Origin of the sequence: Butyrivibrio sp. AE3003 (genome assembly GCF_000686065.1) — a bacterium.
Classification (GTDB): domain Bacteria; phylum Bacillota; class Clostridia; order Lachnospirales; family Lachnospiraceae; genus Butyrivibrio; species Butyrivibrio hungatei_A.
Window position 1 is genome coordinate 1,898,977 of record NZ_JMLX01000001.1, and the last position, 20,473, is coordinate 1,919,449.

At 42.3% G+C, this 20,473-nt stretch carries 15 protein-coding genes; 2 read left to right on the forward strand and 13 right to left on the reverse strand.

Annotated features, from left to right (window positions below; translation table 11 throughout):
* Positions 1 to 6 precede the first annotated feature (6 nt).
* The 5 genes from CD00_RS0109165 to CD00_RS0109185 all read right to left on the reverse strand — a co-directional run bounded on the left by CD00_RS0109165 (position 7) and on the right by CD00_RS0109185 (position 11,586).
* Positions 7 to 1,164 (reverse strand): YibE/F family protein, encoded by a 1,158-nt coding sequence (locus tag CD00_RS0109165; RefSeq protein ID WP_242838947.1) that lies wholly within the window; start codon positions 1,162 to 1,164, stop codon positions 7 to 9.
* Positions 1,151 to 7,975, reverse strand: coding sequence for a CehA/McbA family metallohydrolase (locus CD00_RS17855; protein ID WP_051594140.1), 6,825 nt, complete (start codon positions 7,973 to 7,975; stop codon positions 1,151 to 1,153). The genes CD00_RS0109165 and CD00_RS17855 overlap by 14 nt, the downstream gene beginning before the upstream one ends.
* A 160-nt stretch (positions 7,976 to 8,135) precedes the next feature.
* A complete protein-coding gene (gene sdaAA, locus CD00_RS0109175; protein WP_026655699.1) occupies positions 8,136 to 8,993 on the reverse strand; it encodes an L-serine ammonia-lyase, iron-sulfur-dependent, subunit alpha in 858 nt (285 codons plus the stop codon).
* Positions 8,994 to 9,003: 10 nt separating this feature from the next.
* The gene (gene sdaAB, locus CD00_RS0109180) at positions 9,004 to 9,663 is read right to left on the reverse strand and encodes an L-serine ammonia-lyase, iron-sulfur-dependent subunit beta (protein ID WP_026655700.1); all 660 of its coding nucleotides are present in this window, start codon (positions 9,661 to 9,663) and stop codon (positions 9,004 to 9,006) included.
* Positions 9,664 to 9,672: 9 nt separating this feature from the next.
* Entirely contained in the window at positions 9,673 to 11,586 is a 1,914-nt protein-coding gene (locus CD00_RS0109185) for an NAD(+) synthase (RefSeq protein WP_026655701.1), read from the reverse strand.
* Between the two features lie 542 nt (positions 11,587 to 12,128).
* Here CD00_RS0109185 and CD00_RS17860 point away from each other — a divergent pair.
* The gene (locus CD00_RS17860) at positions 12,129 to 12,494 is read left to right on the forward strand and encodes a type II toxin-antitoxin system RelE/ParE family toxin (RefSeq protein ID WP_034462058.1); all 366 of its coding nucleotides are present in this window, start codon (positions 12,129 to 12,131) and stop codon (positions 12,492 to 12,494) included.
* The gene (locus CD00_RS0109195) at positions 12,491 to 12,760 is read left to right on the forward strand and encodes a helix-turn-helix domain-containing protein (protein WP_051199250.1); all 270 of its coding nucleotides are present in this window, start codon (positions 12,491 to 12,493) and stop codon (positions 12,758 to 12,760) included. The genes CD00_RS17860 and CD00_RS0109195 overlap by 4 nt, the downstream gene beginning before the upstream one ends.
* 79 nt (positions 12,761 to 12,839) lie before the next feature.
* Here the strand turns inward: CD00_RS0109195 and buk are convergent, their stop codons facing one another.
* From buk to CD00_RS0109230, 8 genes are all read right to left on the reverse strand, one after another.
* Positions 12,840 to 13,904 (reverse strand): butyrate kinase, encoded by a 1,065-nt coding sequence (gene buk / locus CD00_RS0109200; RefSeq protein WP_026655703.1) that lies wholly within the window; start codon positions 13,902 to 13,904, stop codon positions 12,840 to 12,842.
* Positions 13,905 to 14,014: 110 nt separating this feature from the next.
* On the reverse strand, positions 14,015 to 14,923 hold the full coding sequence (gene ptb, locus CD00_RS0109205; RefSeq protein ID WP_026655704.1) for a phosphate butyryltransferase: 909 nt from the start codon (positions 14,921 to 14,923) through the stop codon (positions 14,015 to 14,017).
* A 113-nt stretch (positions 14,924 to 15,036) separates the two neighbouring features.
* Positions 15,037 to 15,849, reverse strand: coding sequence for an AAA family ATPase (locus CD00_RS0109210; protein WP_330370385.1), 813 nt, complete (start codon positions 15,847 to 15,849; stop codon positions 15,037 to 15,039).
* An 81-nt stretch (positions 15,850 to 15,930) separates the two neighbouring features.
* Positions 15,931 to 18,327 carry a DEAD/DEAH box helicase gene (locus tag CD00_RS17865; protein WP_185750423.1) on the reverse strand — a complete coding sequence of 799 codons (2,397 nt, stop codon included), beginning with the start codon at positions 18,325 to 18,327 and terminating at the stop codon, positions 15,931 to 15,933.
* A gap of 32 nt (positions 18,328 to 18,359) precedes the next feature.
* Entirely contained in the window at positions 18,360 to 19,256 is an 897-nt protein-coding gene (locus CD00_RS17870; protein ID WP_034462059.1) for a hypothetical protein, read from the reverse strand.
* Positions 19,231 to 19,641 (reverse strand): SWIM zinc finger family protein, encoded by a 411-nt coding sequence (locus CD00_RS0109220; protein ID WP_207640474.1) that lies wholly within the window; start codon positions 19,639 to 19,641, stop codon positions 19,231 to 19,233. The genes CD00_RS17870 and CD00_RS0109220 overlap by 26 nt, the downstream gene beginning before the upstream one ends.
* Positions 19,642 to 19,777: 136 nt before the next feature.
* Positions 19,778 to 20,185 (reverse strand): HI0074 family nucleotidyltransferase substrate-binding subunit, encoded by a 408-nt coding sequence (locus tag CD00_RS0109225; RefSeq protein WP_026655706.1) that lies wholly within the window; start codon positions 20,183 to 20,185, stop codon positions 19,778 to 19,780.
* Complete coding sequence (locus CD00_RS0109230; RefSeq protein WP_034462060.1) at positions 20,172 to 20,465, reverse strand: nucleotidyltransferase family protein; 294 nt, start codon at positions 20,463 to 20,465, stop codon at positions 20,172 to 20,174. The genes CD00_RS0109225 and CD00_RS0109230 overlap by 14 nt, the downstream gene beginning before the upstream one ends.
* Positions 20,466 to 20,473 lie beyond the last annotated feature (8 nt).

The following is a 20,473-nucleotide window of genomic DNA, read 5'->3' on the forward strand; positions in this document are numbered from 1 at the left end:
TATTGGCTATTTGTTATTCTTATGGCCATACAAATACGCACCAATGGCTGCAACACACGGAACGGTTGATATAATGCCAACAGAGCCTGCGATTGCTCTGATAAGCTCAACAGCCACAAAGTCTGTGTTTATTAACTGGATAAAAGACACTCCATAGGAATATATAAGTATCATCATATTAAGCGCACCGCCGACATAGGCAAGCACAAGTGTATTGGCCATTGTGCCCATGGCATCTCTTCCAATCTTCATGCCGGATTTAAAGAGTTCGCCGAAAGTAGCTTTTTCATTTGCAAGTTTGATTTCTTCTATAGCGGATGAGATTGACATCGCTATATCCATAACCGCGCCCATCGCGGCAATAAGTATCCCACTGATAAAAAGACCTGACATCTTTAGATTACTTGCTGATTTCACAAGAAGAAGCGCCTCTGCCTCATCTGTCTGAAATGTCGTAACTCCGCCAAGCTTTGCGGATACAGCTCCGAGTATGGCAGCTATAAGCACTCCCGCAAGCGAGCCCAAGGCCGCTGACACAGTCTTTTTACCGGTTCCGCCGATAAGAAGGAAGCATATCGCAGAGGTTACAAATATAACCGCGATTGTCACGGGGATTGCAGAAAATCCCTTGTAAACAAGCGGAAGGAGCACAAACAGAATAACAAGTACCGTGTAGGCAAGTCCTATAAATGCTTTTAATCCCTGCTTTCCTCCCATGAGAACAAGCACGGCAAAAAATACAGCTACAAGTCCGATTGTAAGCGGAATGCGGTTGTAATTATAGATGCTTACGGTATATGTATGCTCTGCCGATGTATCGATCCTTACACTGACAGTATCGCCTTCTTTTACATCCACGTTATAAAGGGCACTGAAATAGTTTGTGACTTTGCAAATGTCACCTTTATAGCGGCCTGTTAGGATTTTAACCTTAAGCTCGCTGCTGCCCTTCTTTTGATTTTCAACACTCTCATCAATAACAGTATTGTCCTCTATTACAGAAAGAACTCTGGCAGTCTCATATTCAACTCCGGAGTTCTCTGTGATAGTGTATTTAGGCCTATCCGCATTGGCATAGATAACTACGCCAATGCTTAAGGCTATGAATACAAGGACTGATACAGCTTTTATTATCAGCTCTTTTTTCATATTATTTTTTTCCAAATAAATGTCTTAATTTTGACAGAAGTCCTGCAAGTTTTCCACCTGATGCAGCGGCTGCACCTGCTGCGGCTGAAGCTCCTGCTGCAGCTCCCGCGGAAACGCCTGCTGCAATATGGCTTATCACAAAGATAACCAGCGCCACAACGCCAACCGCACCGGCTCCTATTGCCACAAACTTTTTAGGTATGTTGGGCAGCTCGGGGAGCTTAAACTCTTTTTTCTTGCCGTTATCTTCCTGTTTATCCTGCTCTGCACCGTTGTCGGTCTGAGAATCTGCAGTCTGTGCAGAATCCTTGTTATCCTCATTTTCGGTGCTGCTGTTATCTGCATCTGTAGACTTTGCCTCTGTGCTGTTATCCGAAGAATCCTTCTTGTTTGAATCTGCAGCTTTATTATCGGATTGCTTCTTTTTAGCTCCGAGTACAGAATTGTCTTTCTTCGTATTGTCTGATTTCTTTTTGCCGTTTACGGACTCTGACTTTTTGTTATCTGTCTTTTTGTTATCCGTATTCTTATTGTCTTTTACGGAGTCAGACTTCTTGTTATCGACCTTCTTATTGTCGCTTCCTTTGTTGTCTTTCACCGCTTCCGACTTTTTGTTATCGGATTTCTTGTTGTCCTTTGCGGAATCTTTCTTTTTATTATCGGTTGCCTTGTTGTCTTTTACCGCATCAGCCTTCTTGTTATCAGTCTTCTTATTGTCGCTTCCTCTATTATCCTTCACTGCGTCAGACTTCTTATTATTGTCCTTCTTATCGCCTGTTGCCTTACTGTCCTTTACAGAGTCAGACTTCTTATCATCAGTCTTTTTATCGCCGGCTTTATCACCCTTCTTTGTGTTATCTGCCTTATCTGCAAGTACAATATCGTCGCAATTGCGAACCCTGAGTACCGGTACGGATACATCCGATTTTCCTTCAGGATGCTTATAGAGCACACCTGCGGCGGTAACTTTGGCACCTTTCTTTACGAAATCTCCGACAGTATTCTTACCTGTTGAGCCGGATCTTATATATCCGTCGATGAAGATAGCCGCCTCGACTCCCGATGAATCTTTTAACCAGAACTCGGCAACCGTTCCGTCGGCGTTGTACTCAACTCTTGTCACATCACCTGTTGTCTTAAGGAGCTGACCTCCAAGCTTATCGTAATCCATTGCGGTCTTGGTATCAACTGCTTTAGGTTCCCATACTTTAGGATCTGCTTTGAGCTCTTTTGCAGAAAGAACTTTGAGCTCAAGATCGCCCTGATACTGTGCAAGGAAACCTACAATACGCATCTTGGTACCAATCTTAAGTCCGGGTGTAGCATAAGGGAATATGTCCATTCCACCTGTCTCATCCTGAATGTAGATGGTATCAAAAAATGTTGTATCCTGATTTTCTGTTCCCGATGTCACATAGCCTTCAACTGCGAAGACTTCGTTCATCTTGCCCTGTCTGGCTTTTGCGATAGTTGTAGTCTCAAGCTCAACCGTAGCGCCGTCAATAATGTTATTTACGATCGTATGGTTTGCATACGGAAGTGAATCATTGTTGTCCATTTCAGCTTTTACTTCAAAGTCTGAGAGGAATACACCACCCGAAACAATGATCTGACCGCCTGCTTTTGTCTTCTGACGTGCAATAAATGTTACCTTTCCGTCATTATCAAGCTTTGTGCCTTTAACGCCGTTAGGCAAAGCACCGCCATTAGAGTTTCCTGCTCCGTCTTTGCAATCAACTGAATATGTGGTTTCAAATCCGTTTACAAGCCACTCTGCCTCATCAACAAAGTTTGTAGCCTTTGCATTAGAAATATCCACAGAACATCCCGAATACTGGCTGTATTTCTGGCCTTCCTTTATTCCTGCAAGAAGAGCGGATTCTTTGTTGAATACGGTAGGATACATTCTGTAAACCTGTCCGCCGTTATTCTTATCATCGCACACTTCATCGGAGCCCATACGAATGGTTGCGCCGATTGCTTCAAGGATCTTGTTCTGCTCGGTTGCAGTCTGACAGTCTTTGGTATCGGAATAATCAGCAAGACCGCATACGATCACAGATCCGCCGCCTGCCACATATTCTTTTACCATCTTGATAAAGTCATCACTGTAATGTGAAACCTTGCTAGGTTCTTTATTATTCTTTCCCGGAGCTGACAAAACAAGTAACTTGCAGTCTTTTAACATGTCACTTGTGATATTGTCCTTAACCACAGTTGCTCGTATATTTTTCTTAGCACAAAGATTTATGAACGCATTCACATTTCCTGTGTAATAGCCCGAAACGTAATCATTATAGTGAGTACCGTCAATGATCACATTTGAGACCATCTTGGGAACCGCATAATTTACGGCAAACTTATCTTTATAAATCTTCTCAATACCACCAAGCATAGCATGAACGGTAACCTCATATGTCACCTGCCCCGCCTCGTTGTATACATAGCTTGTTTTATATGATGCGGTGCCGTTTGAAGCAACCTCTGATACCTTAGCCTCTGCACCTGTCACTTTGGAAACAGGTACTTTTTTGCCATCCACATCGCTGAGTTCAATCTCGATATCCTTGATCTCAAGAGGTGTCTTTTCGTTGTTGAAAAGGTCAACGTTGATATCAAGAGACTCTCCCGCTACGGGAAGTACCGTCTCTGTATATGCATTGTTGATTCCGCAAGCCTCGACACTGCCTACCCATACAGGAGCTGTTACCGCAATGTCTTTATCCTGCTCGGAAATCTTGAGGTAGTAGTAAGAATATGCAGAGGGAACTGTAAATGTAACCGTTGCCTCGCTCTTGTCAACGTTCTGTGAAGCGATCACCTGACCGCCGTTTACGACTACTTCTACCTTACCGATCGCAGAGTCCGTAGGATCCTTGATGTCAGCCTTGATCTCGACCGTTTCACCTACCGTATCCTTATCAAGGATACTTCCCATAACGTTGTTATCAAGTGTGTAGTAGATTGAAAGGTCATTGTCCTCAGTTGCATATATACGATAATTTCTCATTGCATCGTATATTGCTTCTTCGCTGTTGGTATCTGCAAGCATTACAGTACGTGCAGTGTTGGCATCGCCCCAAAGTCCCTTGTGGTTATCCTGGTTGTTTGTGGGAGCCACGTGCCAGCCCTTATCAAGAGCTCTGGTGTAATACTCGTATGAAGGGAAGTAACCTGAAGATCCTATCGCACCTTCACCGTTACCAACCTCTATCATTGTAATGAGCGCATCATTTTCTTCCGAGTAATATGCAAAATCCTGGAAATCACCGAAGGTCGTACCTGGGTGATTGAACTGGCTGATAGAATCAGGCGCAGTTCTAAGAGCTGCATAGTAGTTATTAAGCGCCGTTGAATATGTTGAAAAATCTTTCTGTGTACGACTCTGGAATCCCTTTGTGTTAAAGGTATTCATATGTCCGAGTCCGTTTGACCAGGTCATCTCATAGCCGTAAGCGCAAGTGAAATCATCTGTTGAATACTTCTTTACAAGATTATGAGCATAAGTCCACTCATCATTTTCGCTTGTATCAACGTTTTCCGTAATCTTTGAATTTCCTTCATTATCAATCGAGTTGGAGTGATCGGTGATAATGATGAAATCGAGGTTATCAACCTTTGATGCATGAGAAAGCGCATCCTCCAATGATCCAGCACCGTCTGAAATGTTGGTATGTGCATGGACCTGACCGAAGTATATATTTTCTCTCTCATTTGTACGCTTTGTATATTTAAGCGTTGAAACCACGCTGTCTGAGTATCCCTCTTTTACAGCCTTTACCTGAATCTGCGCAGGGAGCTCTTTTGCCTCAAACGGCTGTGTATATTCTATCCAGTCATCATGGGCTTCTTCTTGTGCTGCGTCGGGCTCACTGCCTTCTTCCGCATTCTGCTGTTCTACAGATTCAACAACATTTTTCTCGATTTCTTCGTCTGTCATGTATCTGTAGAAAATCTTTGCGTTTTCTGTCTTTGTAGACAATGTGATCTTCTGATTTGCCGCTATTGCTCCGCCGTTTGGAGTAGCCTTAACTGTGGCAACCTGTGCCTGAGTATACTGATAAACGCAGGTTACGCTGTCTTTTAATCCCTCTTTAACCGCACGGGCACGAATTATAGCGGGAAGCTCCGATACTGTGATCTTATTGCCGTCATCATACTTAACTTCTTCCGCACCGTTTATCGAATAATAAATGTCCGCACCTTCGGTTCCTGTCAAAAGAGCTATCTTAGCGCCTTTTTCAATTTCGCCGCTTGCAGGATCTGCGATAACATGGCCGCAGATCTTATCTGATACCACGGGATGTCCTGATACTATGACGGTATCAATTCTGTTTGTTCCGTCTTTTCCCGCATCTTTATCACCCTTTGCAGAAAGAGTGGTTGCAGGAACAAGTCTTACGTATATCTTTTCTTTGTTATTTGCACCTTCGGGAATCTTAAAGCTAAATTCCACATAGTTGGTAGGCGCAAGAGAAGTCTTGGCAATACCGTCAGAAATCTGCTTACTGCCACTTACCTCTGAAGGTTTGTTGTCTCTGTATGTTGTATATTTATATGAATATGAACCTTCACTGAAATTCTTGAAGCTTCCATCCTCACCTGTTGCAGAATACTGAAGCTGATAAGCTCCCACTGCCGTATTTGACGAACGCATACGGAAACTGAGCTTCATGTCTGCATATCCAAGAGTGGGGAATTCCATCTGGATGTAATCGGTATTGTTTACTACACCTGTAGCACCCATGTAATAGCTTGTTGAGCCTGTTGTGCTTGACTTTGCAGCTGTGTAAGGCTTAACTTTTTCGCCGCCCACAACAACACTGTACTTGGCGTTCTCATCAAGCATGTCATTGGTAGAATAAAGATCGCCGTTTATAACTTTTTTGTCCGCGATTCCCGCTTCATCGTAGTTGGCATTTCCTGCCCACTGCGCGACTATAAGTTCCGTATTCTTATCGCTCTCTGTCTTTTCAACCTTTTCACCTTCTTCGAGTGCGTAGAAATTTACTTCAAAAGCGGATGTATCAGAGCCGATACCGTAGCTTGTAAATGCATTTTTATAATATTCAAGTGCGACCTTGTAAGATCCGCTCTTGGCCTTGTCATTTACAAGGATGAACTTGCCGTCTGCTGCATCACCGACGTTTTGCAATGTCCATGTGCTGTATTCCTCGGCTGAATCTGCAAGTTTAAGAGCGCAGTTTGTCTTTGTGCCATTTTTCTCAACCGTTGCAGTCAGATATTTTCCATCTTCGGTCTTAAGTGTGCTCTTTCCGTTTTCATCAACGGAGACCTTGAGAACAAGCGCGTTCTTGTCCTTGATATCTATAGTTTTATTTTCTGAAGGAGTCGCATCTTCGCTGTCAAATTTGCCCGTTTTGGCGCCAAGAAGTGTGGTCACTTCTTTTGCAGTCATAAGTTTCTTATCAGCCGGGTAGTATATGACAACAACGTCTCCGTCATAGAACTCTCTTGTAAGGAGCTTTGCCACTGTGTTTTCTGTGGTCGTGCTTCCTTTTTTCACCGTATATGCAAAAGATACTTTCTCACTATCGGCATTGTCCTTAGTTGAATATGCGTAGATAGTGGTATCCTCTGTTATCTTGATGGGTTCCTTGTATTCAGAGAAATTCTCTGTTCCGTTTGTATTAAAATAGATCTTTGCTCCTGTTGTAGCGCATGAAAGCGCGATCTCAGTGCCGCTTTCAACAGTTTCGCCGCTCTTTACGGATGCTGTGGGAGCAAGGAGACCTTCTGCCGCTGCCTTATCCGTGAGCTTATAGAATGCAAGTGTCTGGCCTTTTATATTGTTATGAATCGCATTATTAGCCTTTTTGTATGACCTGAAATCTGTGCTGTTATAAACTCCGAAATATCTTACATCTCCGTTTGAATCAGCAGCGCAAAGATATCCGTCATCAATCTTCCACTTGGCACCGACATCATCCTTTGGCTTGGAATCATTGATCCTGACTCCGTTATTGTTTGCGGTGATATATAAGAATTTGTCACCTGCAGAAATTGTATAATACTCTTCTATTGCAGTCGTATTTTCCTTGATATCAGCATCGGAAGATTCTGTAGTCTTCTTTGGCTCTTCGCCCGTTTTTGCAATTGATGCGGGATTTTTATCTGTACTTGTTTTATCCGTACTTGTTTTATCCGCATTTTCAGTCACTGATGAAACAGTTTTGCCGTCACCGGAATTGTTGTCGATAGGTACCTGCTCTCCGCTTTTTACTTGCGCATCACCGTTTACCTGTACATCGCTTGACGGCTTGGTGTTGTCACCACCGGGATTTGCATTCTGCTCTTCGGCACCATTTGATTTTGCGGTCCCATTCTCACCGTTTCCGCTATTTGCTGCTTTGCCGGCCTCAGCCGAACCGTTTTTATCAGAATTCGCCCCGGATGTCTCAATCGCAACACCTTCCGCTTTTTCCAGTTCCGGCTCAGCGTCACTCTTTTCAATATCCTTTGACTGTACTTCAACAGTGTTTTTGGTAATCTTCCAGGCATAGTCACTGTCATTACCATCAGTAATGCTCAGAGTATCGCCATCCACATTGGCAGCCGTTGCCAATGGACCTGTTTTTGTAGACTGTGCATTAGGAAGCACGTATGTCACACCACCGGAAGTCATTGTAATTGCTATGGAATCATCAGCCGAAATATCCTCTAATTTGACTTTAGTCCATAAATGATTGGTTGCTTCTGATTTTTCCGCTGCATAAGATGCAATAGAAAGATCGGACGCACCAACAGATAGTGCCATGTAGAAAGACAGCACTAAAGAAAGCGCTTTGCGACCCGCTTTTCTCATCTCTTTTTTCCTCCAACAAAAAATTCCCCCGGTTATTAATTCATCCCCTACTTATAAGCCAATCGCACAACGACAGACTATCATTTATGGCACTGCCCGTCAACGTGTTTATTTCCCGATAATTTCCGTATTTATTTTCATTTTCAGATAGCAAAAAAGCTCATTTTACCAGTATTTTTTTCGCCGACTCAGTTACAGCCAATCCTCCCTTTCCCGTCTCTTTGACATCTGCAGGCATCTCATTTCCGATTCGTCTCATGCTGTCTATGACATCATCAGGCGAAATAGCGCTCTTTATCCCTGCAAGAGCAAGCTGTGCAGACGCAGCCGCATTTACAGCTCCGTGAGAGTTTCTTTTTATACAGGGAACTTCCACAAGTCCTCCCACAGGATCACAGGTAAGCCCCAGCATATTCTTAAGAGAAAACGCGGCTGCATTTGCAATGGCTTCATTATCGCCGCCTTGCAGGTAAACAAGCGCCCCCGATGCCATCGCCGAAGCCGTTCCGATCTCAGCCTGACATCCACCGTAAGCTCCCGAAATACTCGCGTTTTCACCGATAACTTTACCGATTCCCGCCGCAACATAGAGAGCGTGAATCAGTTTGTCTTTTGGCACGTCAAAATAATCTTTATAGCTTAGAAGCACAGCCGGCACAACTCCGCACGATCCCGCTGTCGGAGCGGCAACTATACGTCTCATGCACGCATTGGATTCGCCCATCTTGATCGCGCGCTCCATGACTTTTCCAAGAAAATCTCCGCATATGTTTTTACCCGAAAGATTATATTCTTCCAGCAGCTTTCCATCACCGCCGCTCATTTTGCTCTGCGACCTCAGATTACCGTCGTACTTTGAATCGGCGTCCTCCATTGCTTCAAGCATCTGCTCCATTGTCCGCATGGATTCCTCCATACTTACGCACCTGCTCTCCATGTCTGTTTCAAGGACAATTTCCCAGAATTCTTTATCTTTCTCTTTTGCCTGACATAATATATCTTCAATAGATTTATACATAACAATCTCCTTACGCACCTTCAAAATACGTCACTTTCAGAACTCCCTCTATCTTGGTGAGCCACTTTAAGCCGTCATCGGGAATTTTCTGATCGCACTCAACGACCATAACAGCCTTCCCGCCTCTAAACGAGCGGTAAAGTTGCATAGTTGCTATATTCACAAGCTTATGCGACAGCATCGAAGTTACTTCAGACACATGCCCCGGCTGATCGAGGTTATGAACGATAAGCGTCGGATATTCACCCGAAAAGTTCGTATCTATGCCGTCTATCTGTGCAATGTTGATCTTACCGCCGCCTATTGACTGTGCAACGATGTCTATAGATGCGCCGTTCACACCGTGAAGCACAAGCTCTACAGAATTGGGATGCGCATCAACAAGCCTCGCTTCGCCAAATGTTATCTTTATATTTTTCTCTTTTGCAATATTAAAGCTCTCAGATATCCGGTAATCATCCGGCCTCATTCCAAGAAGTCCCGCAACAAGCGCCTTATCAGTACCATGGCCTTTTCCGGTGTCTTTGAACGAACCGTATAGCAATATCTCTGCCTCTTTGATTTCCTCGCCAAGAAGCTTCCCCGCAACATACCCTATTCGCACCGCGCCCGCTGTGTGCGAACTTGAAGGTCCGACCATAACGGGACCTATAATGTCAAAAATTTCCATAAATGCACCTCATCCTAATGTTTCCAGCTCTTTTAACCACAAAGTCGCGCAAGCATCGCTCGGCATCCTGAGGTCTCCTCTTGGCGACACCGCAACGGAACCGACTTTAGGGCCGTCAGGCAGACAGCTCCTCTTAAAGTGCTGGGCAAAAAATCTTTTGTAAAAAACCTTCTCCCATTTCAAAATTTCTTCAGAAGTATAGCTTCCCGCAAAAGCTATGCCTGCAAGGCGGTATATCTTTGCAGGGCTCTGCACAAGCCTGAGCATATGGTACAAAAAGAAATCATGAAGCTCATAAGGACCCACAAGATCTTCCGTTTTCTGTGAGATTGTGCCATTCTCAGGCGGCAAAAGCTCGGGTGATACCGGCGTATCAAGAATGTCGCAAAGCACTTCGCTTAACTTCTCATCACTGCATGTATCAGCATAATAATCCACAAGATGGCGGACCAAAGTCTTTGGAACCGATGCATTTACCGCATACATGGACATGTGATCACCGTTATATGTCGCCCAGCCAAGGGCAAGCTCTGACAGATCTCCCGTTCCTATGACTATTCCGTTTACCTGATTGGCAATGTCCATAAGAATCTGCGTGCGCTCTCTCGCCTGACTGTTCTCGTAGGTAACGTCGTGGTTCTCGGGATCGTGAGCAATGTCTGCAAAATGTCTTTTGACCGCTTCTCCGATATTGATCTCTCTAAGTGTCGCTCCCGTCTCCTTTATGAGGCTGAGCGCATTGTCATAAGTCCTGTCCGTCGTTCCAAATCCCGGCATCGTGACTGCGACAATTCCATTATGATCAAGTTTGAGATAATCAAAAGCTTTTACAATTACAAGAAGCGCCAGCGTCGAATCAAGACCTCCCGAGATGCCGATGACGACCTTCTTGCATCCGATATGCTCAAGACGTTTTTTAAGTCCCATCGCCTGGATTGTCAGGATTTCCTCGCAGCGCTCGTTTCTCTCTGTTTTGGCCGAAGGTACAAATGGCTTTGGAGTGATGTATCTTGTGAAACCTGTCTTTTCACTTGTTATATTAAAAGAGATCTTCTTGTAATCATCCGTCTGTTTCGCACTGTACGTCGTCATACGCCTTCTGTCCGCTTCGATAGTTTTCATGTCAAACTCTGAAACTATCATCCCTTCGGAAAAGAGCTCCGACTCAGCAATGATGCTTCCGTTCTCAGACATGATGTTGTGTCCCGAAAATACCACATCCTGCGTCGATTCGCCAGGGCCTGCCGAAGCATAGACATACGCGCAGACAAGACTTGCGGCCCGGCTGCTGACAAGATTTCTTCTGTATCTGCACTTGCCAATTATTTCATTCGATGCCGACAGATTTACGATCATCGTCGCGCCGGCAAGACAGTGCTCTGTGCTTGGCGGATTCGGAACCCACAGATCCTCACAGATTTCCGCAGCAATTCTTAGTCCCAGCATTTCATCGCATGCAAAAATAAGCCTGCTGCCCGCAGGAACTTCGCTATCGCCGATACTTATCACTGTACTCAGCTCTTTTCCCGAATAAAAATGCCTTGCCTCATAGAATTCGTTGTAATTCGGAAGGTGTATCTTGGGCACAATTCCAAGAATCTTCCCCCTGTTTATTGCCGACGCGACGTTATAGAGCTTTCCTTCTATCGCGAGCGGAAGTCCGACGAAGACCATCGCATCAATATCTTCTGTGTACTTTGTTATATCTATGAGCGCAGATTTTGCCCCTTCCAACAATTCGTCCTGTAAAAAGAGATCCTGACAGCTGTACCCTGTTATGCACAGCTCCGGAAACACAATTATCTTTGCACTTTCTTTTTCAGCTTCTTTGATCCATTTCTTAATCTCTCCAATGTTATATTGAACATCGGCCACTCTCAAATTCGGCGTGATCGCCGCCACTTTAATAAATCCATCTTTCATGTATTCACCTGTATTTCATTAGTTCCGGCTCCATAGCGGAGCAATTTTTATCTGATAGGATTTCGTATCATCAAATGAAAAAGCATTTCGCTCGCGAAATGCTAGCGCGCGAGCGGATTGCGTAAGCAATATATTCCTTACCGCGAGCTGCGCATCCTTGCGGAGCGTTTTTATTGAATAGGGAATTTCAAAGAAATTTCCTATTCAATAAAAAAAATGCAGGCAACAGTGTTTTGTCTGACACCATTGTCTGCATTTAATTATAATTATAATTAACTTCTTCTATGCGTCAATGAAAATCATGAATTCTTCCCTTCAAAAAATCTTAAGAAAATTCGACGGTAAATCTTAAGATTTGTCTGCTAACATAGAAAAAGTCGGCAGTCTTTCTATGACAATTCTAAGACGACGTCTTGGTGAATCGCCAAAATCTACACTTTTCCAAGAAAGGAGTGCTAAGTTGAAAAAACGAAAAAAACCATTTATAGCAAATTTGTTATTGACTCTTATATCAAATTTGTTATAGCATTAAAGGAGACAATATGTTTGAAATCATTTTTTATGAAGACGAACACGGATATAGTGATGTAAAAGAATTCATCAATTATCTGCACAAAAATTCGGCAACAAGTAAAGATGCCCGTATTAATTTCAATAAATTAGTTGCATATCTTGATATCCTTGAAGAAATGGGAACACGAGTTGGAGCTCCTATTACCAAACATCTTGATGGCGATATCTGGGAATTGCGGCCTTTATCGAACCGAATATTATATGCATACTACAAAGACAACACGTTTCTACTTCTCCACCACTTCAAAAAGCAATCTCAAAAAACTCCTCCCCGAGAAATTGAGAAAGCAAAAAAAAGAGCTGAAAGATTATATGCGGAGGTACAATGCAAATGAGTAACTGGAAAGAATTTAGACAAGAACTTAATATCACTCCCGAAGAAGAAAAAATAATTGAACTTGAAAAAGACCTGCTTCGAACAATGGTCACTATACGCGAAGAGCAAGGCTTATCTCAATCAGAGCTTGCAGACAAATGTAACGTAAAACAACCTGTCATCGCTCGAATGGAAAAAGCTGTACACTCCCCTCAAGTCGACAGTCTACTTAAAGTATTGGTCCCATTGGGATACAAGCTCGCAATTGTCCCAATAAAAAAATAATTTCCTATTTATAGCACGAACCCCCGATGCCAATAAGCATCGGGGGCTCTTATTATAATTGCCAAAGCAAATGTTTTGATCAATATTTCTTTGCTTCCTCTTCGCCGTTCATAACACGGATAGCGCCCTGTGCAAGTGCAAGAAGCTCATCCTCTCCGGGATATACGGTTACAGGTGCAATCCAATCAACACGTTCTTTGATCTTGTCTGTGATAACCTGACCATATGCGATACCGCCTGTAAGGATGATCTGATCAACCTTACCCTTAAGAACTGTAGCGCAAGCGCCGATGTTCTTGCAGATCTGATAGATGAATGCGTCACGGATAAGATTAGCCTTCTCATCGCCCTCTTCGCACATCTTGTTTACTTCTCTCATATCGTTGGTTCCAAGATATGCGTTAAGTCCGCCGCCACCAACGATTTTCTTTTTCATCTCATCATATGTGAACTTGCCTGAGAAACAAAGATCAACGAGTGCCTTAGCAGGGATGCCGTTAGCTCTCTCAGGTGAGAATGCACCGTCACCGTTAAGTGCTGCGAATACGTCAACCATCTTGCCGTTCTTGTGAACTCCTGTTGATGTACCGCCACCCATGTGAACTACGATAACGCTGATCTCATCATATTTTTTACCGATCTCTTTTGCATATCTTCTTGCAACAGCCTTCTGGTTAAGAGGATGATCGATTGAAACACGCTCAACTTCAGGAATACCTGAGATACGTGCAACAGGCTCCATCTCGTCAACAACAACGGGGTCAACTATATATGAAGGAACACCGATCTCATCACCGATCTCTCTTGCAAGAATACCGCCGAGGTTAGATGCGTGCTGTCCCTGAACACCAACCTTGAGGTCTGCAAGAAGCGCATCTGTACACTCGTATGTGCCGCCCGGAATAGGTCTTAAGAGTCCTCCTCTTCCTACGATTACGTTGAAAGATTTGATGTCGATGTTTTCTTTTTTAAGGAAATCAAGAATGATGTTCTTACGAAAATCCTTCTGATCGATGATTGTAGCATACTGATTGATTTCTTCAGTGCTGTGTCTTAATGTTTCCTCTTTTACAAGTGTCTCATCCTCGAAGATGCCGACTTTTGTAGAAGTTGAACCGGGATTTATAATTAAACTCTTTATCATGTTTTTTTCCTTTCACATATTTTTTTATAAGGAACTTCCGCTCTCGGGCTTTGCCCTCGCCGGAAGACGTTCGAACTAGATTCGAAAAAAACTCATCAAGTTCTCTCAGCTTATTTATTGGCAACAACTGCTGCAAGTGCGATTGAGTTAACCTTAACCTCAACTGAATCCGATCTTGATGTAAGGATTACAGGAGCCTTTGTTCCTGTAAGGATGTTACCGTTCTTAACCTTTGCAAGACGAACGATTGTCTTGTATGTAAGGTTTCCTGCGTGGATATCAGGGAAAAGAAGGATATCGGCATCACCGACGATCTTTCTGTCAAGAGCGCCTGCCTTGTGCTGAGCAGCCTCGGGATCGATAGCAAGATCCATTGAAAGAGGTCCGTCAACGATGCAGTTCTTGATCTCGCCTGCTTCGTTCATCTTTGTAAGCTCTGCTGCCTCAACTGTAACGGGCATTTTAGGGTTAACTACTTCTACTGCTGCAAGAGGAGCAACCTTAGGGCAATCAACACCGCAAGCTCTTGCTACATCTACTGTATATTCAATGATGACTTTTTTATCCTCAAGTGTGGGATATGGCATAAATGCAACGTCTGTAAGGAAAAGAAGACGATCGATTCCGGGAATCTCAAACACGCAAACGTGTGAAAGAGGACGACCTGTGCGAAGACCAACTTCTTTATCAAGAACGCTCTTAAGGAAATCTCTTGACTCCAATGCACCCTTCATGTAAATGTCAGCCTTTCCGTCGTGTACAAGAGAAACTGCTGTACGAGCTGCCTCGATGGTATCCTTAACATCGATGATCTCGTAGTCTGCAAGGTTCATTCCAACCTCTGCTGCCTTCTTCTCGATCTCATCCTTGTCACCAACGAGGATAGAATCAACGATTCCTCTCTCCTTAGCAACCTTTACAGCCTCGAGTACGTGTGTGTCCTGCGCTACGGCAACAGACATCTTCTTTTTCTCAGCTGTCTTAAGCTTTGCCAAAATGTCATCAAAATTCTTACTCATTTTAAAAACCTCCAAAAAAATTTATCTTAGATTAAAATATCCAAAAGCCATATGATAAAATTTTAACACTCAGTATTCATAAATGCAAGAATACCATTTACAGTAGCTACCTATTATTCAAAAAAATCTTTTCTTTTCTGAAAAAAATCATAGAAGTACCTAACGTTCTCGAGATCGTACCACTTGCTGACTCTGTAATCACATGTATCAAGATTATATATCTTGGCATTAAGAGTACCCAAAAGAAACGGTGAATGCGTAGCGATGATAAACTGGCATCCAAGAAACCTTGCCATCTTGTTGATTTCTTCCGCCATCGTCACCTGGTTGGCGGGCGAAAGAGATACTTCAGGCTCATCAAGAAGAAACAACGCATCCGGGGTAATAAGATCATTTAATATCTGCAGCGCCGTCTCACCGTTTGAATATTTTTCCTGAGCAAATATTTTTTCAACCAAACGCTTTTTCCCTTCAGCTGAAGAAAGATACCGCTCTGCCTCCTTACGATTTTTTCCCTGCTTCATATTGTAATAGAGCATATCGCTTGACAGTACATCCCTTTGCTGAATCTTCTTGATCTCATAGAGAATATCTTCACTCTTTATATACATACTATTTCTTGGAATTTCATGAAAAGATAAGCCTGAATTCTCATCTACGCCAAGATCGTAAGCACACTCATTGTTATATTTCAATGTATAATCGATACGCCCCAAACCATTTGCAGTCACATGCTCCCTTCCTTTTAACTCGAGCTTGTTCGCAATGATATTGAGTATCGTCGACTTTCCCGAACCGTTATTTCCATACAGCACCGTAATATCCGAAAAGACAAACGGTTCCGGGTCCTTGCCTCTAAACACGCTGTACGGATAAATATGCGGACAGCTTTCTTCAAGCCGCTCACCGCTTAGTTTAAAACTCAAAAGATATTTCATTGTCCGTTAAACCTTTTTAATCTTGTCGACTTCGCCGCCGGTTCGCTCATAGCTATACTCACGGAGTATTCATCCTAATAGCTCCATAAAATCAGACTCTGTCATTTTTGAAATAATATTAGTCTCACCCGATAGTATTTCCTCTGCCAGGTCACTCTTACTGTTCTGGAGCTCAACTATTTTTTCCTCAATAGTTCCTTTTGCAATAAGTTTGTAAACTGTAACAGTTTTCTTTTGCCCAATTCTATGTGCTCTGTCCGTTGCCTGATTCTGCGCAGCAAGATTCCACCATGGATCGTAGTGAATTACCATATCTGCTCCGACAAGATTAAGTCCTGTTCCCCCTGCCTTCAAAGATATCAAAAATGCACTGTTCTCTCCGTCATTAAAGCGGTTAACAAGTTCTATCCTGTCTTCCTTCTTCGTAGCCCCTGTTATCTCAAAATAATTGATACCGGCCTTTCCAAGATCTTTCTTAAGAAGATCCAGCATAGTTGTAAACTGCGAAAAGATAAGGATTCTGTGCCCTGCTTCAATCGCTCTTTCCACAAGTTCCAGACAAGCCTGCCTCTTTGCCGATTCTCCCTCATAGTTTTCAACATACAACGAAGGATCACAACATATCTGCCTTAACCTTGTCATCTCGGCAAGAATCTTCATTTTGGCCTCATTGAATGATTTATCACGTTTTGCCGATTCTATCATAGTCTTTAGGTGCTGCACCTGCGCATTATAAAGAGTCTGCTGCGCACTCTCCATGACAACGGTCTGCTGCTTCTCAAGTTTATCCGGAAGCTCTTTTAATACATTTTCCTTAAGGCGCCTTAAAAGAAACGGTGCCACCATTTTCTTAAGCCTGTCCGAAGCGTCTTTATCTTCATACTTTACGATAGGTGTCTCAAATTGACGTTTAAACTGTTCATACTTATACAAAAATCCTGGCATCAGGAAGTCAAAAATGCTCCACAGCTCGCTGAGACGATTTTCAATAGGCGTACCCGTAAGCGCAAGGCGTCTTTTACTATTTATCACCTTAACCGCTTTTGCTGCTGCCGTAGTATGATTCTTTATATACTGAGCCTCATCAATTACCTCATAATAGAACTCTTTTTCCTCATACTGCGCCACATCTCTTTTCATCAGGTCATATGACGTTATAAGCACATCATATTTATCCGCATCGGAAATAGTACGCGTTCTCTCAGCAGCCCCGCCCGCTACCGTCACAACATTCATATCAGGTGCAAACTTGGCAAATTCATCCGCCCAGTTATAAACCAATGATGCGGGACAAACAACAAGTGAAGGAAGTTTTTCACCAATACTCTTATCCGTGTAATGTTTATACAAAAAACTTATGGTCTGCAAAGTTTTGCCAAGTCCCATATCATCGCACAAAATTCCGCCAAAACCATATTTTTCCAAAGTGCTTATCCACTTAAATCCTGTCTTCTGATAATTACGCATTATCTTGGAAAGATTTTTGGGCGCTTTAAAATCTGCATCCTTTATAGTCTTAAAGCCTTTTACAAGATTCTTAAATCTGCTGTCTCTATCTTCATAGATTTCCTCATTTTCCTCCAGAAGTTTATCAAGATAGAGCGTACGATATACAGGGACATGCATGTTTCCTTTAAGAAAATCTTTCTCCGAAATCTGCAAGGTTTTAAGCATATCATCAAGAGTTGCAAGCGCTTCGTCATTAAGATTTATGTAGCTGTTATCACGGAGCCTGTGATACTTCTTTTTGGCTCTGTAACTTGCAAGTATTTCCAGAAGTTCATCCTTTGATATCTCATCGGAAGAAACTTCGAGGTCAAGCATGCCCTTCGAAAGCGAAACTCCGACAGACAGATTTGCCTTTTTGAACACATTAACGTGTTGAAAAGAATCCGTAACTTTAATTTCTCCGAGTTTTGCAAGTTCTTCGACACCCAAAGTCACAAAATCATATATCCTGTCTTCATCCCTGTCACAATGAAACATGCCTCGATCCGTATCAATCTCCGGCAAAAATTGCATAACGCTCCCAAGAACTTCGTTCTCCTTTGAAAAAATACGCTCTTGGCCAAGTATACCTGATGTATTGGTATTTAATCCCTTGCAATCTATAACATTGTATTCATTATCGCCATACTCAGCGATTGCCTTGCAGGTAACATTTCCATTTTCCGCATCAAGATAAAAGCAGAATTCAACATCCGAGGAAAGATATTTTGATATAACTTCTTTGTCAGTTTCCTTAACTGTCACGAAATCCGCCAATTCAGGAAGAATTGAATGGTAAAAATCCGAAAGATAGTTACGGCCGATATCCATATGCACGCTTCCCATGTATCTATCCTCAATGAGCGGAATCATCTTCTTATAAACATCCTGAGGTATCCTGCACAAATTGTCACCATCAATATAATATCCGTAAGCTTCACCGTGAAAAAGCTGTGGAAGAATTATTTCTGCCTTCACTCCGGAAAATTTCTTTTTCTTTCCTTTACCGGTCAAAAAGGTGTAATCGTCATGCTAAGTTTAGGCTTCTTTTCCTTGAAATGGATAACGGACTTTTTCTTTTCAAAATCTTCATAATCTATTCCACAATTCTTAAAGCTGTCAAAAAAATCATCCAGTCCTCGCCCGCTAAGTGGAATGCTTTGTCTTATATGATCCTCGCTGCGTCCGTATCTTCTGTCAAAATAGCCTTCACTGTAAGAAAATCTGATTCCCTCCTCAATGCGACTTATTGACTCACCTATATAGTCCAAATATTCACAGGAAGTTTCATCAAAATAATCTCTGTTAAGCGGAAGAACAGTCGTTTTTCCAAATGTTTGTGACGCACCGTTTTTCACGTTTCTATGAAATTCAGACAGATTCTTTATTACAAAAAGTCTGCTTGCTCCAACTTTAAAAGACAGTTCCAAAGTGCCGTAATCATTCTTGAGCCTTGGCTGCAGAGTAAGTCGTTCATTAAAAGTCTCAACAGATTTTGCCGCAATCTTTCTTGCTCTGGAATTATGTATACTCTTAAACAAGTTGATGGTATTTTCATCGGTGAAGTCGATCAAACGCTGATTTCGCAGTTCCTTATAAGCGGCATAAAACAAAGCCCTTGCGTGCTTACAGGGTTTGTTATACCAATAGTAATCCGAATGTTTACACGACTTACAGCCGCAAAAAAATCCTGAAATATTATTTTCCGTAATAACGAACCCTACAGATTTATCGTACTTATCCGTATCGCTTTCCCTGGCCATTCCATATACATGAATAGTCCTTTCATCAAGCATATTCGCTCTGCCTGCCGTCATGTGACTAAACTTTACGAAATCTTTTTCAAGGAGCTGGAGTGCAATCTTTTTATCACGTTCTTTTTCAAAAAGTTTTTTTCTCAATCCCATCAAGATCTATGTAAGAATAGTCATCCTCCCCATCGGCCCCAACCCACTTATCACGTAGGCTAAGATTGATTTTCTCAAGTTCTGCATTCTCCGCCTCAAGAGCAATCTGACGCCTGAGCATATCTTTATATTCCAAAAGTGCCGCCACCTGATGCTTGCATTTGCCTCCTCCATAGGCATATTGGCAATTACAGTGCGTATCTTTAACCATGTCATTTTCTGTAATAATTTCTACCCTGTATAAATAATGCCCGGCGACTATTGCTTCATAGCCGCCGGTAATCTTATGCATTTCTCTTACATGACCGTTCTTATAATACTGCACGCCCCTTCTGTAAATTGTATCCGTAAACCAATTTCTCCAGTTATTATCCATTGTAGTCATTCTCCGTTGTTTTTGTTTATAGCTTTAACATTTTCATTCCTAAAATGAAAATATAATTATGACTAATTCCGATTCTAATTCGAAATTAGTCATAATGTAACTTTTTAAATGGTTCTTTTAAATTTTGCTGCACAATTCAGAATCCTTCGCCAACTTCACTGATTTTTGTTTTCAATACCTCTGCAAGCTTCCTAAATACAGGAATAAAGCTATCCCTAATCATAACTATAAGCTCATCTATCGCCTTATCATCATATATATGAATATTCTCATTTCTTTTACTCAACATCAAAAGCCAAACTTCAGAATCTTTAATAAATCCATTGGCATACCCCAACTTCAAAATTTCTCTGGGCGATCCGATTTCTGCACCACTGACACCATGAAGTCGCATTACTGCCTGTAATGCCTTCCACGAAAGCTCAAAAGTCAGATTAAACTGGCCAATCACTCCCATTCTATATATTTCATCATTATACGCATTACTAAAATTCGCTTTTTCCAGCACACTTAAACAATCGACGAAATTATCATACTTTTTCATATATTACCACTCCATCTTTTCTAAGTTCTTCCTTGAGTTCTTCTGTTATTCTATCATCATATTTCACTATATCAAAAGAAAGCAGTGAGTACGCCATTTCCTGAATATCTGATAAAAAGCCGTCAAAATCACCACCCTCAACAGCAAGATCAACATCACTTCGATCATAATGTGTCCCTCTCGCTCTTGAGCCAAACAGTATTATTTTTTCAACATTGTTTTTTATGGCAAAAGACCTTATATCCTTCATAAGTCTGCCCGGGATATTTATATTCTGCATAGTTTTCC